Origin of the sequence: Streptomyces sp. NBC_01384 (genome assembly GCF_045040035.1) — a bacterium.
Classification (GTDB): domain Bacteria; phylum Actinomycetota; class Actinomycetes; order Streptomycetales; family Streptomycetaceae; genus Streptomyces.
On sequence record NZ_CP109559.1, the window covers coordinates 3,559,309 to 3,572,574 of the forward strand.

The following is a 13,266-nucleotide window of genomic DNA, read 5'->3' on the forward strand; positions in this document are numbered from 1 at the left end:
CGCCGGAGACTACGGCTTGGGCAGGGCGCACCCGGTGGCGCTCAGGTCGAGCTTGTTGCCGGTCCCGAAGCAGGGGACGATCTGGTACGTCTCCTCGGCGTAGTTGATGCCCTGGTGGATGGTGACGTTGCCGCTCGCGTCGACCTCGCAGGGGTTGTTCTCGGTGCAGGTCTCGCCGTCCTCGTTGCCGGTGTTGTTGACGGCGACGACCTTGCCGGTGGCGTTGTCGATGACGGGCGAGCCCGAGGTGCCGCCGATGGTGTTGCAGGCGGAGGTGTAGCGGACCGAGTCCTTCCAGGTCCAGTCACCCTCCTCCAGGCGGTACACGAACCCGTCGATGTTGCAGCTGTAGGTCCGCTTCCAGTAGCCGGAGACGACCTTGATGGCGGTGCCGGCGGTCGGATGCGTGTCACTGAGGGTCAGGGCGCTGATGCCGTACGAGCTCTTGATCTGCGCGTAGGTGCGGGTGAGCTGGTAGATCGTGATGTCGGTGTCGGTCATCGTCGAGTACGCAACCTTGCTGGCGCGCAGCGTCGCGACACCCGTGCCCGCGGAGTTGAGCAGGGTGAAGGAGCGGGTGGAGGCCTGGTCGACGATCACCTCGCCGGCGGCCGGGAAGCCGGTCTCCAGGCAGTGGCCGTTGGAGAGGACGAGCGCGGGGTCGCTGTCCACGGAGTTCGGCATGCGGATGACGGAGCCGGAGCAGTTGCTGAGCGCGACGGTGCCGGCGTAGTCCACGGCCTGGAGGGTGGGCGTCTGGACGGTCGACACCTTCTCGGCCGACGACTGCGAGACCGACGACCGGGCGGCCGGTGCGGACGCGGGCGTGGGAGCCGCGACCGCGGGTGCCGCGCCCGCCCCGGCGATCACCAGGGCGAAGAGCGCGGCGACGAGAGGTTTTCTCATGTGGGGGTCCCCTCTTGCGACTTGGGCGACCGGAGATCTTCCGGCCACTTCAGTTTTGTCATGCGCATTGTGAGGCGAGGGAGCGTGGTGGGCAAGGAGTTGTTTCCGGCCGCGGGCGCGTCGGGGCGGCGCCGGAGCACGTCGCACCGGCGCACGTCGTATACGTGACGTGCGCGGGCGTTCGGCGGGCGCCGCGGTATGCGATGTGCTTGGGGTGCGGCTGCGGTACGCGCTGGGGTGCGCGCGAACTCGTGGGAGCCCGCGGCTACTTGGGCCGCTTGGTGGCACCCCGGCCGTGGCCGGTACCGCCTCGGCTCGCACTGGCGGTGGCAGTGGGGGTGGTGGACGCGTCGGCCGAAGGGGGCGTCGACACGCTCGCGGAGGCGGACGCGCCCGCACCCGTACGCGCGCTCGCACTCACTCTCGGAGAGCTTCCGTCCCGGCCCGCGGCCGTGCCGGAGGCGGTGGGCACCTCGCCCGGCGCCGACACACCCCCCGCAGCGGGTGAGCCGCCCTCGGACGTCGTCGAATCCGAGGACACGGCCGACTGGCCGGCGTCGCCCGTACTCCGTCCCGAGGGCGAGGAGCCCGCGGACGACCCGGAGTCGAACAGTCCCCCGACCACCGCCGCGAGGACGACGGCACACACCGCGCCGCCCACCACGGCCACCCGCCGCGGCAGAGGCGCGCGGCGCCGCTGCCGCGACCGCTCAAGACGGCTCGGCCCGGCAGGCGTCACCACGGCGCGACCCTGGACGAGGGTGTCGCCATCCCCGGCGTCGGCACCGTCCCCGACATCGACGGCGTCGGCGGCATCCGCGGCGTCGGCGGCATCACCGACGCCGGTGCCGGTGCTGGCGCTGGCGCTGGCGCTGGCGCCGTCATACGCGTCCTGCCAGCCATGTGCCTCCGCCGGATCCGCGTACGCCTCGTACGCCGGGGGCGCCTCGCCGTCACCGCGCGGGAGGTACACCCTCGGCACGGCCTCGGTCTCACCGTTCTGCCAGGACATGGGCGCGAATTGTAAGGACTGCAAGGGCTTGCGGCACAACGCGGGAAGAAAGCAGACCAAAACGCCACGTCTCACGTGGTGAAAAACACCCCCCGCGAAGCGTTACTCGGCCGTAAGCTCACGGACATGCAGGTGATCCAGTCGACCAAGCTCGCCAACGTCTGTTACGAGATCCGGGGCCCGGTGCTCGAGGAGGCGATGCGGCTGGAAGCTGCGGGTCATCGGATCCTCAAGCTGAACACCGGCAACCCGGCCGCGTTCGGCTTCGAGTGCCCGCCCGAGATCCTTGAGGACATCCTCCGGAACGTCTCGTCGGCGCACGGCTACGGCGACGCGAAGGGCCTGCTCGCCGCCCGCCGCGCCGTGGTCATGCACAACCAGACCCTCGGCATCGAGACGGACGTCGAGCACGTCTTCATCGGCAACGGCGTGTCCGAGCTGATCGTGATGGCGATGCAGGGCCTGCTGGACGACGGCGACGAGGTGCTCGTACCGGCGCCGGACTACCCCCTGTGGACGGCGGCGGTCTCGCTGTCGGGCGGCACGGCGGTGCACTACCGCTGCGACGAGCAGGCGGACTGGATGCCGGACCTCGCGGACGTGGAGCGGAAGGTCACCGACCGCACCAAGGCGATCGTCATCATCAACCCGAACAATCCCACGGGCGCGGTGTACGACGAGGCGATGCTGCGCGGGCTCACCGACATCGCCCGCCGCCACAACCTCCTCGTGTGCTCGGACGAGATCTACGACAAGATCCTCTACGACGGCGCCACGCACACCCCCACCGCCTCGGTCGCCCCCGACCTGCTCACCCTCACCTTCAACGGCATGTCGAAGGCATACCGAGTGGCGGGCTACCGGGTCGGCTGGATGTCGGTCTCGGGCCCCCGGGCACACGCCGAGTCGTACATCGAGGGGCTGACGATCCTCGCGAACATGCGGCTGTGCGCGAACATGCCCGGTCAGCACGGGGTGGTCGCCGCACTCAGCGGGCGGCAGACGATCAATGAGCTGGTGCTGCCCGGCGGGCGGCTCAAGGAACAGCGGGATGTCGCGTACGAGCTGCTGACGCAGATCCCGGGCGTGAGCTGCGTGAAACCCAAGGGGGCGCTGTACCTCTTCCCCCGGCTCGACCCGAAGGTCTTCAAGATCAAGGACGACCGGCGGATGGTCCTCGACCTGCTGCGCCGCGAGAAGATCATGGTCGTCCAGGGGACGGGCTTCAACTGGCCCGAGTCGGACCACTTCCGGGTGGTCACCCTGCCGACCGTCGGCGATCTGACCGACGCCGTGACCCGGATCGGGAACTTCCTGGACGGTTACAGCCAGCCATAACCGCCCACAACCGGCCATACCGCTCACATTGCGTAAGGGCCTCCCATGCTCACGCCCCTCTTCTGCGACTCGACTCAACTTTAGACGAAATCCAAGCTGGGGTGGCTTCCTGTAAGAACACGGGAGGCCGTCTCCATGTACGAACCGATCCGCACCAAGTCGGTCCACACGGTCACCGGCGCCCCCTCCGACTTTCCCCACCGGTCGCGCGAGGAGGAGCTGGACATCCAGCTCGCCGGGCACCTCGCGGCCCTCCTCGCCGTGACCGACGAGATCCGCGCGACCAACTCCGTCCGCCGACCTGGACGCGGCGGCCGAGCGGCTCGCCGAACAGGTGGCGCGCCTGCGCGGAGGAGTACCGCCGGTCCGCGCGTCGGTGGCCGCCACCGTGCACGAACCGCACACCCTCGCCCTCGCCCTCCACCGGCGCGCCCACACCCTCGCCGGCCGCGCCCTCGTCGTCGCCGCGTCCCGCACGGACACCACCGCCGCGATCCTGGCCGCCGAACGCATGGACGCCCACGCCCACGCCGCCGACCCCCGAGCCCTCGCCTCACACTGAGCCCCCGGGCTCCCCCGTACGGGCTCACGCCGCGTTCAGGCTCCTACGAGTTCCTTCGAGCCGAGATCGCGTTGTACGAACTCGAGGTTCTGGGTCAGACGCTCGCGATGTTCGGCGGGCAGCTTGCCGCCATTGAGGAGGCGTTCGCAACAGCTCTTCGCCTCCTCGTACTCTCCGACCCAATACGCGGACACCGCCAGTTCGTCGAGTGCGCGCCAGTCGTACCAGCTGAATTCGACGCACATGTGGTCGCTCGGATACGGGATCCGCGCCGCCTGCCGCGCGAACATGTAGGCGAGCGGCCAGCGCCCGCCGTTGACACGGCACAGCCGCGCGAGGTCGCCGAGCGCTTCGGCGCGTGAGGGGCGGCTCTCGTGCGCACGAAGGTAGCGGTCCATCACCTCGGCCTGCGGCCGCTCAAGCGCTTCCGCGAGCCGTGCGGCCGAGAGGTGGGCGCAGAAGCCCTCCTCGGCCCAACCGTCCATGGCCGCCCGGCGGTCATAGGCTTCCAGGGCTTTCTCCAGCTCGCCGGCGTTGCGCCAGCTCTGGGCGAGGTAGAAGACGTAACGGGCGTTGTCGGGCTCCTTGATCAGGCCTTGCCGGAGGGTCTCCGCATCGCGCAGGTACTTCTCCCGCAGGCTTACCCCCCTGCCGCGTGCCCCGCCGCCCACGATGAGGATGTTGACACCTTCGAGAGTCCCGGAAGTGGTCCGCGAGCCGCAGTCGAGGTACTCGTGCAGGACGCCGACGTACCGCCACGGCAGCCGCGTTGAGACCAGAGCGCGGCGCGAGTGGATGCTGGGCCCTTCGTGCACGGCGACCCTGTAGGCGTCGAGCGTCAGCTCCGGCATGCGGAAGCCGGAACCCACCTCCATGACGTCGTCGGCGTCCATGAAGAGCAGGTAGTCCGCGCCCGCGCGGGCGAGTTCGATCGCCTCGGTGCGGCTCCCGTCGAACCCCTTCCAGGGCCGTTCGTGCAGTTCGCCGGGCAGATCGCTGTAGACGTCGCGGATGACGTCCTGGGTACCGTCGGTCGAACCCGTGTCCAGAATGACCCAGGTGTCGATCAAGGGCCGTACGGATTCGAGACAACGCCGGATCACCGGGGCTTCATCCTTGACGATCATGTTCAGGCAGACCGTTGGCTTCACGGATACCATCCAACTCCGCAGTGACAAATGACCGATGCGTGACGGTATCCAGGTGCTTGCGGCCATGCAAAGAGGCTGGCCCGGGCAGTCGTGTTCATCGACCTGAGCGACCGCGGCGGCGGCCTTGCCGGCGGGCGAATTGCCGAACAGCCGGCCCAATTACCCGATGACAGCACGAGATTCGCGATATCCGTTTCGGCGAACCACATCTTTGATGCGTACATTCGGGTGGTCTGCAAGCCCCAAGTGCCTGCCACACGGCGACTCATCAGGACGGCCTCGTAACGTCGGTGAAGATGACGGTGATTCGGAAATCAGCCGCATCCATCCGTCCCTCACTATTCCGCGAGATGTGACCAAGTGAAACATAGGCGATTGTGGGCAGGGCTCGCCGGAACGCTGGCGGTTGCCACAGGCGTGACCGTCTGGGCGATTCGGCCCCATCCGACCCTGGCCCCGGATTCCAAGACCGCGCCGGCAACCTGGACGAAGCACCAACAGGTCGACGCGCTTATGCAGACCGCTCTTCTGCAACAGCGACAGCTCAACGACTCCAAGGGGGCGGCCAATACCTACGGGCGGCTGCTGAAACTGGACCCTCACAACAAGCTCGCCTGGTACAACCTGGGCGTCATCGCGCAGCAGGACGGCAAGACGGCCGATGCCCGTACAGCCTACGAAAAGGCCCTGAAGATCGATCCGTCGTTCACGTCGGCTCTCCTCAACGAGGCGATCCTGCTGAAGTCGAGTGACACCGACCGGGCCATCGGACTCCTGAAGCAGGCCATTGCCACCGATCCGAAGACAGCCACGGCCTATCTGCAACTCGGACAGATCCTGGCGGACAAGGACCGCGACGACGAAGCCGGGGAAGCGTTCCGTCGTGCCGTCGCGGCCGATCCCTCGCTGCAGTCCCAAGTACCGGAACGATTCCGGGATTCCGTAGACCCCTCCCCGACATCGAGCCAAGCAGGGAGCACCAGATGACGTCGACCGCGACACCGAGATTCTCCGTCTTCACCCCCAGCCACCGTCCCCGTTTTCTCGATGAGTGCCTGGCGTCCCTGCAGGCGCAGACCTGTTCGGACTGGGAGTGGATCGTCCTGCTCAACAACGGCGCCCGGTGGCGGCCGGATCGACCCGACGAGAGGGTCCGTGTGGAGATCGCGGACGACATCCACGGCGTCGGGGCGGCGAAGCGCAGGGCCTGCGAACTGGCGCGCGGCGAGATCCTCGTGGAACTCGACCACGACGATCTCCTGGCGAAGGCTTGCCTGACGGAGCTCGGCGAGGCGTTCGACGCGCACCCCGAAGCCGTTTTCGTCTACAGCAACACCGCGCACATCACCGAGGAAGGCAAGCGGGAGGAACTCCGTTTCGACGAGACGTGCGGCTGGGAGTACGAGGAGGTGGACGTCGACGGCCGCAAGCTGCTGCAAGCCGTTTCCATGGCGCCGACGCCGCACAACGTCGCCTACATCTGGTACGCGCCCAACCATGTGCGGGCGTTCCGCAAGGAGATCTACGAGGAGGTCGGCGGGTACGACGCCACGCGTACGGTCCTGGACGACCAGGATCTGATGTGCCGTCTCTTCCACGCCGGCGACTTCCACCACATCAACCGCTGCCTGTACCTCCAGCGGATCCATTCCTCGAACACCCAGCTCGACCCGGAGATCAACGCACACATCCAGCGCGAGACAGTCGTCCTGTACGACAAGTACATCGAGGCCAACGCCCTCGCCTGGACCCAGCGGCGCGGACTGCTCGCGCTGGACCTCGGCGCGGCCCGCCAGAGGCCGCCCGGCTACGTGGGCGTGGGCCAGTACCCGGGAGAGGGTGTGGACATCGTCGCGGCCCTGCCCGGGAAGCTGGACCTGCCCGACGGATCGGTCGGCTTGATGCGGGCGACCGAGTTCCTGGAGCACGTGCCCGGGAAGGTGCCGCTGATCAACGAGCTGTACCGGCTGCTGGCACCCGGCGGCATGCTCCTCACCATGACGCCCAGCTCCGACGGCCGCGGCGCGTACCAGGACCCGACTCACGTCGCCTACTACAACGAGAACTCGTTCTGGTACTACACGGACAACGAGTACCGTGCCTTCGTGCCCGACCTCGAGGCCCAGTTCCAGATGTCGCGGCTGGTCACCTACTTCCCGACCGAGTGGCACTCCCAGAACGACATCTCGTACGTGGTCGCCAACCTCATCGCGATGAAGGAGGGGGCCGCCCGGTGCGGCGGACCGCTGCTGGTCTAGGACCCTGCGCGACGAGGCGCCCGGCGGGGTCAGGTTCCGTCGGGCGCCTCGTCGCGTTCTGGGCCGTTCCGTCTCGGTCGTCGCCCTGCCTTCCCTCAGGTCAGCAGGCGTCCGCCGCTCGTGCGCGCCGCGGTGGCCAGAGCGGCGAGGGCGGGCGTCTTCAAAGCCCCGGTCAGCTGGTCGTCCCAGCGGGGCAGTGGCGCGAGGCCGGCCCGCAGCCAGCTGCCGTGACCGAGTACACCGAACTCCGGGCGGGTGGCTGGACGTGGGAACTTGTCCGAGCCGACCGGGCGGATGCGCTCGGGATCGAGGCCGCTGAGACGGAAAGTCTCACGCGCCAGGCCGCACCAGGTGGTGTGACCGGCCGCCGTGCCGTGGTAAATGCCCGCCGGGGCCCGACCGGCCAGGGCGGCACGGCCGAGGGCCGCCAGCTGCCGGGCGAGCGCACGGGACCAGGTCGGCTGGCCGTGCTGGTCGGCCACCACGTCCAGGGTCTCGCGCCGGGCGGCGAGTTCCAGCATGGTGGCCACGAAGTTGGGGCCGTGCGCGCCGTAGAGCCAGGCGGTGCGCACGATGTATCCGGCGCGGGGCAGCAGCTCGACGACTGCCCGCTCCCCTGCCAGTTTGCTCCGTCCGTAGGCGTTGACGGGCCCCGTCGGTGCGTCTTCCGGGTACGGTCGACGGGAGTCGCCGGGGAGCACGTAGTCGGTGGAGATGTGCAGCAGGAGTGCTCCGCCGTCCGCGCAGGCACCTGCGAGATGGCGTACGCCCGTGCCGTTCACGGCTGTGGCCGCCGCCTCGGCCCGCTCGGCGCCGTCGACGTCCGTCCACGCGGCGCAGTTGACGACCACTCGGTGACCTGTGACGGCCGCGCGGACGGCTGTCGGGTCCGTGATGTCGAGCTGGTCACGGCCCAGTCCGGTCACCACGGCGTCCGGATCGTCGGCGAGCTCGGTCAGCACGTCCTGGCCGAGGAGCCCGCGTGCACCGGTCACCAGCCAGCTCGTGGTCATCGCAGCTCGGCCCTCTCCTTGAGCGGCTCCCACCAGGAGCGGTGTGCGCGGTACCAGGCGACCGTGGCGGCCAGACCGTCGGTGAAGGAGACCTGCGGGGCGTAGCCGAGGTGCTCGCGGATCTTGCTGTCGTCCAGCGAATAGCGCAGGTCGTGGCCTTTGCGGTCGGCCACGTACTCGACCCGGTCCCAGCCCGCGCCGACCGCGTCCAGCAGCAGGCCGGTGAGCTTGTGGTTGCTCAACTCGGTGCCGCCGCCGATGTGGTAGACCTCCCCGGCCCTGCCGCCGTGCAGGACCAGGTCGATGCCCCGGCAGTGGTCGGAGACGTGCAGCCAGTCGCGGAGGTTGCGGCCGTCTCCGTACAGGGGCACCGTCCTCCCGTCGATCAGGTGGGTGATGAAGAGCGGGATGACCTTCTCGGGGAACTGGTACGGCCCGTAGTTGTTGGTGCACCGGGTGACCACCACGTCCAGGCCGTGGGTGCGGTGGTAGGCGAGCGCGAGCAGGTCGGAGCCGGCCTTCGACGCGGAGTACGGGGAATTCGGTGCCAGTGGCCATCCCTCGGTCCACGAGCCTTCACTGATCGAGCCGTACACCTCGTCGGTGGAGACGTGGAGGAAGCGGCCGACACCGTGCCGGTGCGCGGCGTCCAGCAGCACCTGGGTTCCCATCACATTGGTGCGGACGAACGGACCGGCCCCCTCGATCGACCGGTCCACGTGCGACTCGGCGGCGAAATGCACCACCGCGTCCTGGCCCGCCATCACCTGGTCGACGACGTCCGGGTCACAGATGTCGCCCCGGACGAAGGTGTAGCCCGGATGTACCGCCACCGGTGCCAGATTGGCCTCGACCCCCGAGTAGGTGAGTTCGTCGAGGACGGTGATCCGCGCTGACGGATCCGATTCCAGCCGTCGGCGGACGTATTCCGAACCGATGAATCCGGCGCCGCCGGTCACAAGGATGCGCATATTTCTCCGAGTTTTTTGCTGCCCAGGGTCCAGCACCAAAGCTTCAGACGCCAGGTCGCGGGCGCGGACACAATGCGGACGGTGCCCGCGAGGCCGAAACCTCGGGGGCACCGTCGCTCATTCCCAGGGGAAGCGGAAGCGAATGGCCGGTAGCGCGCTACCGCTCGCGTGGGAGTTACGGGGTGATATCGGCGCAGACCACATAGGCGGTCTGCGTGTTGGCGCCTGGGGGGGCACCGGGGGAAGCCGAGACGGAAACCTGCCACCCCGTGGGGGTGTCTCCACTACCGAAGGTGAAGGGCCTACTGGTCTGGACGTTGGCGCTGTTTCCGTTGAATCCACCGCCGGTGGCGATGTCGCCCGGGTCGCAAGTCGCAGTCACCGTTTGGGCGGGCGGGTCGAAGGTGGCGAGCCTGACGTACGTCTTGATGCCGGAGGAACCCTGGTTGCCCTGGTTGCCCTGGTTGCCCTGGTTGCCCTGGTTGCCCTGGAAGCCCTGGTTGCCCTGGTTGCCCCGGTCACCCTGGAAGCCCTGGTTACCCTGGTTGCCCTGGAAGCCCTGGTTGCCCTGGTTGCCCTGGTTGCCCTGGAAGCCCTGCGGACCCCGGTCACCCTGGAAGCCCTGGTTGCCCTGGTTGCCCTGGAAGCCCTGGTTGCCCTGGTTGCCCCGGTCACCCTGGAAGCCCTGGTTACCCTGGTTGCCCTGGAAGCCCTGGTTACCCTGGTAGCCCTGCGGACCTCGGTCACCCTGGTTGCCCTGGTTGCCCTGGTTGCCCTGGTTGCCCTGGAAGCCCTGCGGACCCCGGTCACCCTGCGCACCCTGCTTACCCTGGTTGCCCTGCGCACCCTGCTTACCCTGGTTGCCCTGCGCACCCTGGTTGCCCTGCGCACCCTGGTAGCCCTGCGGACCCCGGTCACCCTGCGCACCCTGGTTGCCCTGGTTGCCCTGGTTGCCCTGGTCGCCCTGGAAGCCCTGCGGACCCCGGTCACCCTGGTTGCCCTGGAAGCCCTGCGGACCCCGCTTACCCTGCGCACCCTGCGCACCCTGGAAGCCCTGCGGACCCCGCTTACCCTGCGCACCCTGGTGGCCCTGCGGACCCCGCTTACCCTCGTGGCCGTCGTGGCCGTCGTGGCCGTCGCGGCCGTCGTGGCCGCGAGGCCCCTGCGGCCCATGGTCGCCGCCGTGGCCGCCGCGGGCGCTCATAGCGCCGTTCGGGCCGGGCGTCGCAACCTCACCAGCGCCGGTGCCGGCGCCGGTGCCGGACCTGTGGATCGCGTCAGCGATGGCCGTCGCGCTCGGGGCCATGTTGAGCACTACGGCAAGCGCGCCGACCGACACCATAGCGGCGGACTTCACGCGTGAACTTCGGATCGTTCTACGGCTCACAGAGAACCTTCCTCGGGAACTTGGAGGCATCAGACCGCAAGCGCGCGCACTCGGTGCGCTTCATTCGCATGCGTGTCACGTGGCTTCGGTTACTGACACAGCCAGTTTTCACATCCGGAGATTGAATAATTACGCTTCGGTCCGTGTCATAGGCGAAGATCACCCGTGCGGCCTCAATGCACTTTCTCAGGCCGATTCCGGCGTAGTACCGGCTTTCCGGCGCAATGTCATGGCGGCCGGTGATTGCCGACGGCGCGAAGCCCCGCCGCAAGGGCGGGGTTTCGCCGAAGGCCGACCGTCTCAGGCGCCGCTCACGAGACTTCCGCGATACGCGGTGCAGTCCTCGAAGGAAGGCAGCAGACCCTGCCGCTCCGCTTCCTCCAGTGTGGGCGCCGCCGTGTCCTTGTCCGAAAGACACGGTGCGAGGTCCTCGGGCCAGGCGATGGCCAACGCGGGGTCGAGCGGATTGATCCCGTACTCACGCTGCGGCGCGTATCCCTGCGAACACAGGTAGACGACAGTGGAGTTGTCCTCCAGCGCCATGAAGGCGTGGCCCAGTCCTTCCGAGAGGTAGACGCAGCGGTGCGTCGTGTCATCGAGCCGGACCGCCTCCCATTTCCCGAAATCCGGGGAGCCGGTGCGGATGTCCACCACCACGTCGAGGACGGCGCCGCTGACGCACGTGACGTACTTGGCCTGGCCGGGCGGGACCGACGCATAGTGGATACCGCGGAGAGTGCCGCGAGCGGAGCGGGAGCAATTGGCCTGCTCGAGTTGGAGCCCCTGACCGATGGAATCGTGGAACCTTTCACTCTTGAACCACTCGTGGAATCGTCCCCTGCTGTCCGCGAAAACCTTGGGTGTGTCCACCCAGGCCCCTTCGATGCCCAGTGGTCTCACGTGATGCTCCCTTCCACCGCGCGGCTTTTTCGCCGCTCACTACCTCCGTGTCTTCGGGACATATGACGCGCGACTTTAGACCGTGCCCTACGTGGCGAGGCGGATGTGTGCGGCCATTCGGGGGATTCTGACCACACGGGAGTTTGGGCGAGGTCGGATACCGCGTGCTGCTGGCATCTTGATGGCCGCCACTCCCGGTTTCCTGAAGGGCTCACGATGCAAACACCCCCCACCAAAAGCGCAACGCTCCCGGCGCAGCAATCGACCCTCGAGAAAAAGGCGGTGGCCGCATCACCGCACAACGGCCGCTTCGACGGCACATGGTGGATCTGGGCCATGGCCGGAGCGCTGTTCGTGATGTACGCGGCGGTGTCGCTCCGTCTCCACCAGCGGATGATCACGAGCAGCTACGACCTGGGAATCTTCGATCAGGTCGTCCGCTCATACGCGGAAGGACACTTGCCGGTCTCCGAAGTGAAGGGCCAGGACTTTCCCGTCCTCGGGGATCACTTCTCTCCCATCCTCGCGCTCGTGGCGCCGTTCTACTGGGTGTGGCGGGGAGCGGAAACACTCCTCGTCGTGCAGGCCGCGCTCCTCGCCGTGAGCGTCGTCCCGCTGACTCTCTGGGCACGCCGGACCCTGGGCGGCCCGGCCGGCGCGGTGATCGGTGCCTGCTACGGCCTCTCCTGGGGAATCGCGAGTGCTGTCGGCTACGACTTCCACGAAGTGGCGTTCGCCGTGCCGCTCCTGGCGTTCTCGCTGACCGCCCTCGGGAATGACCGGTTGGCCGCCGCGGCGTACTGGGCTCTGCCCCTGCTGCTCGTGAAGGAGGACCTCGGACTCACGGTTCTCGTCATCGGTCTCGTCATCGCCTGGCGAGGCGACCGCAGGCTCGGCATGTTCACGGTTGCAGCCGGTCTGGCCGCAGCGGCGCTGGCGCTGTTCGTGGTTCTGCCGGCCTTCAACCCGAGTGGGTCCTTCGCCTATTGGTCCCTGGTCGAGGACGGCTCTGGAACACCTGGAGTCAACAGTGCCAGTGGAGGCGGTCTGCTGGATCTGCTCCACCGGGGCACGATCGGTCTCGTCACCCCCGAGACCAAGGTGTCGACTTTCGTCCTCATGCTGGCTCCCACCGTGTTCCTGGCGATGCGGTCCCCGCTGCTGTGGGTCGCCCTGCCGACTCTGGTGTGGCGCTTCGCGTCGAGCAACGGCCTGCACTGGGGGACGGGTTTCCACTACTCGCTCGTTCTGATGCCCATGGTCTTCGCGGCCTTCATCGACGCCCTGGTGCGACGCGGGACGAGCGAGCGCGGTCTGCGCCGTTACCTCGCGGGCTGCGCCGCGATCACCCTCATGATCCTTCCGAACTTCCCCCTGTTCCAGCTGGTCCAGCCGGACACCTGGCGGACCGATCCTCGCGTCGCCGTCGCCCACCGTCTGATGGACAAGATCCCCGACGGTGCCACGGTCCAGACGTCCGATCATCTGGTGCCCCAGCTCTCCAACCGTACGAGCGTCAGCCTCTACGGCTCGTACGACAGCCGCCCGAACCCCCAGTGGATCATGGTGGACGTCTGGGCGCCGGACAGCGCGCGAGGGTGGCTGGGCGCGCCGCTCAGCGCTGAAGCGGAACAGCAGCACTTGGCGGAAGCCCTCCGCGCGGGGTACGCCTTGGTGGCGCAGCAGGGCGGCTTTGTGCTGCTGCGTCGCTAGGAGACGATGCCGCAGCACCGGAGCTGATCGGGACACGCCTGAGAGATCGTTGTCT

Annotated in this window: 11 protein-coding genes and 1 pseudogene; 5 read left to right on the forward strand and 7 right to left on the reverse strand. The window is 68.1% G+C overall.

Annotated elements, in window-relative coordinates; all coding sequences use genetic code 11:
- Nucleotides 1-9: 9 nt before the first annotated feature.
- Together OG747_RS16090 and OG747_RS16095 are read right to left on the reverse strand one after the other, a co-directional pair.
- Nucleotides 10-906, reverse strand: a complete 897-nt coding sequence (locus OG747_RS16090) for a serine protease (protein WP_405880022.1) — start codon at nucleotides 904-906, stop codon at nucleotides 10-12.
- A gap of 265 nt (nucleotides 907-1,171) precedes the next feature.
- Entirely contained in the window at nucleotides 1,172-1,918 is a 747-nt protein-coding gene (locus OG747_RS16095; RefSeq protein WP_405880023.1) for a hypothetical protein, read from the reverse strand.
- Between the two features lie 126 nt (nucleotides 1,919-2,044).
- Here OG747_RS16095 and OG747_RS16100 point away from each other — a divergent pair, with 126 nt between their 5' ends.
- Together OG747_RS16100 and OG747_RS16105 are read left to right on the forward strand one after the other, a co-directional pair.
- Nucleotides 2,045-3,256: a pyridoxal phosphate-dependent aminotransferase gene (locus OG747_RS16100; protein ID WP_405880024.1), complete on the forward strand. Its 1,212-nt coding sequence runs from the start codon at nucleotides 2,045-2,047 to the stop codon at nucleotides 3,254-3,256.
- 135 nt (nucleotides 3,257-3,391) lie between these two features.
- A pseudogene (locus tag OG747_RS16105) lies at nucleotides 3,392-3,818 on the forward strand (hypothetical protein).
- 35 nt (nucleotides 3,819-3,853) lie between these two features.
- Here OG747_RS16105 and OG747_RS16110 read toward each other — a convergent pair.
- Nucleotides 3,854-5,128, reverse strand: coding sequence for a glycosyltransferase (locus OG747_RS16110; RefSeq protein WP_405880025.1), 1,275 nt, complete (start codon nucleotides 5,126-5,128; stop codon nucleotides 3,854-3,856).
- Nucleotides 5,129-5,386: 258 nt separating this feature from the next.
- On the opposite strand from OG747_RS16110, the gene OG747_RS16115 reads away from it, so the two are divergent.
- Complete coding sequence (locus OG747_RS16115; protein ID WP_405880026.1) at nucleotides 5,387-5,956, forward strand: tetratricopeptide repeat protein; 570 nt, start codon at nucleotides 5,387-5,389, stop codon at nucleotides 5,954-5,956.
- Complete coding sequence (locus OG747_RS16120) at nucleotides 5,953-7,227, forward strand: glycosyltransferase (protein WP_405880027.1); 1,275 nt, start codon at nucleotides 5,953-5,955, stop codon at nucleotides 7,225-7,227. The genes OG747_RS16115 and OG747_RS16120 overlap by 4 nt, the downstream gene beginning before the upstream one ends.
- Nucleotides 7,228-7,322: 95 nt before the next feature.
- Here the strand turns inward: OG747_RS16120 and rfbD are convergent, their stop codons facing one another.
- The 4 genes from rfbD to OG747_RS16140 form a co-directional block, all read right to left on the reverse strand.
- The gene (gene rfbD / locus OG747_RS16125) at nucleotides 7,323-8,240 is read right to left on the reverse strand and encodes a dTDP-4-dehydrorhamnose reductase (protein WP_405880028.1); all 918 of its coding nucleotides are present in this window, start codon (nucleotides 8,238-8,240) and stop codon (nucleotides 7,323-7,325) included.
- Nucleotides 8,237-9,211: a dTDP-glucose 4,6-dehydratase gene (gene rfbB / locus OG747_RS16130; RefSeq protein WP_405880029.1), complete on the reverse strand. Its 975-nt coding sequence runs from the start codon at nucleotides 9,209-9,211 to the stop codon at nucleotides 8,237-8,239. Before rfbB ends, rfbD begins: the two co-directional genes overlap by 4 nt.
- Before the next feature lie 175 nt (nucleotides 9,212-9,386).
- Nucleotides 9,387-10,568: a collagen-like protein gene (locus OG747_RS16135; protein ID WP_405880030.1), complete on the reverse strand. Its 1,182-nt coding sequence runs from the start codon at nucleotides 10,566-10,568 to the stop codon at nucleotides 9,387-9,389.
- A 330-nt stretch (nucleotides 10,569-10,898) separates the two neighbouring features.
- Nucleotides 10,899-11,498 (reverse strand): dTDP-4-dehydrorhamnose 3,5-epimerase family protein, encoded by a 600-nt coding sequence (locus OG747_RS16140; RefSeq protein ID WP_405880031.1) that lies wholly within the window; start codon nucleotides 11,496-11,498, stop codon nucleotides 10,899-10,901.
- 282 nt (nucleotides 11,499-11,780) lie between these two features.
- On the opposite strand from OG747_RS16140, the gene OG747_RS16145 reads away from it, so the two are divergent.
- Nucleotides 11,781-13,211, forward strand: a complete 1,431-nt coding sequence (locus OG747_RS16145) for a DUF2079 domain-containing protein (protein ID WP_405880032.1) — start codon at nucleotides 11,781-11,783, stop codon at nucleotides 13,209-13,211.
- The last annotated feature ends 55 nt before the right edge of the window (nucleotides 13,212-13,266 follow it).

Coding starts and splice junctions, on each gene's coding strand:
- OG747_RS16090 (WP_405880022.1), bottom strand. CDS start 906: ATGAGAAAACCTCTCGTCGCCGCGCTCTTCGCCCTGGTGATCGCCGGG.
- OG747_RS16095 (WP_405880023.1), bottom strand. CDS start 1,918: ATGTCCTGGCAGAACGGTGAGACCGAGGCCGTGCCGAGGGTGTACCTC.
- OG747_RS16100 (WP_405880024.1), top strand. CDS start 2,045: ATGCAGGTGATCCAGTCGACCAAGCTCGCCAACGTCTGTTACGAGATC.
- OG747_RS16120 (WP_405880027.1), top strand. CDS start 5,953: ATGACGTCGACCGCGACACCGAGATTCTCCGTCTTCACCCCCAGCCAC.
- rfbD (WP_405880028.1), bottom strand. CDS start 8,240: ATGACCACGAGCTGGCTGGTGACCGGTGCACGCGGGCTCCTCGGCCAG.
- rfbB (WP_405880029.1), bottom strand. CDS start 9,211: ATGCGCATCCTTGTGACCGGCGGCGCCGGATTCATCGGTTCGGAATAC.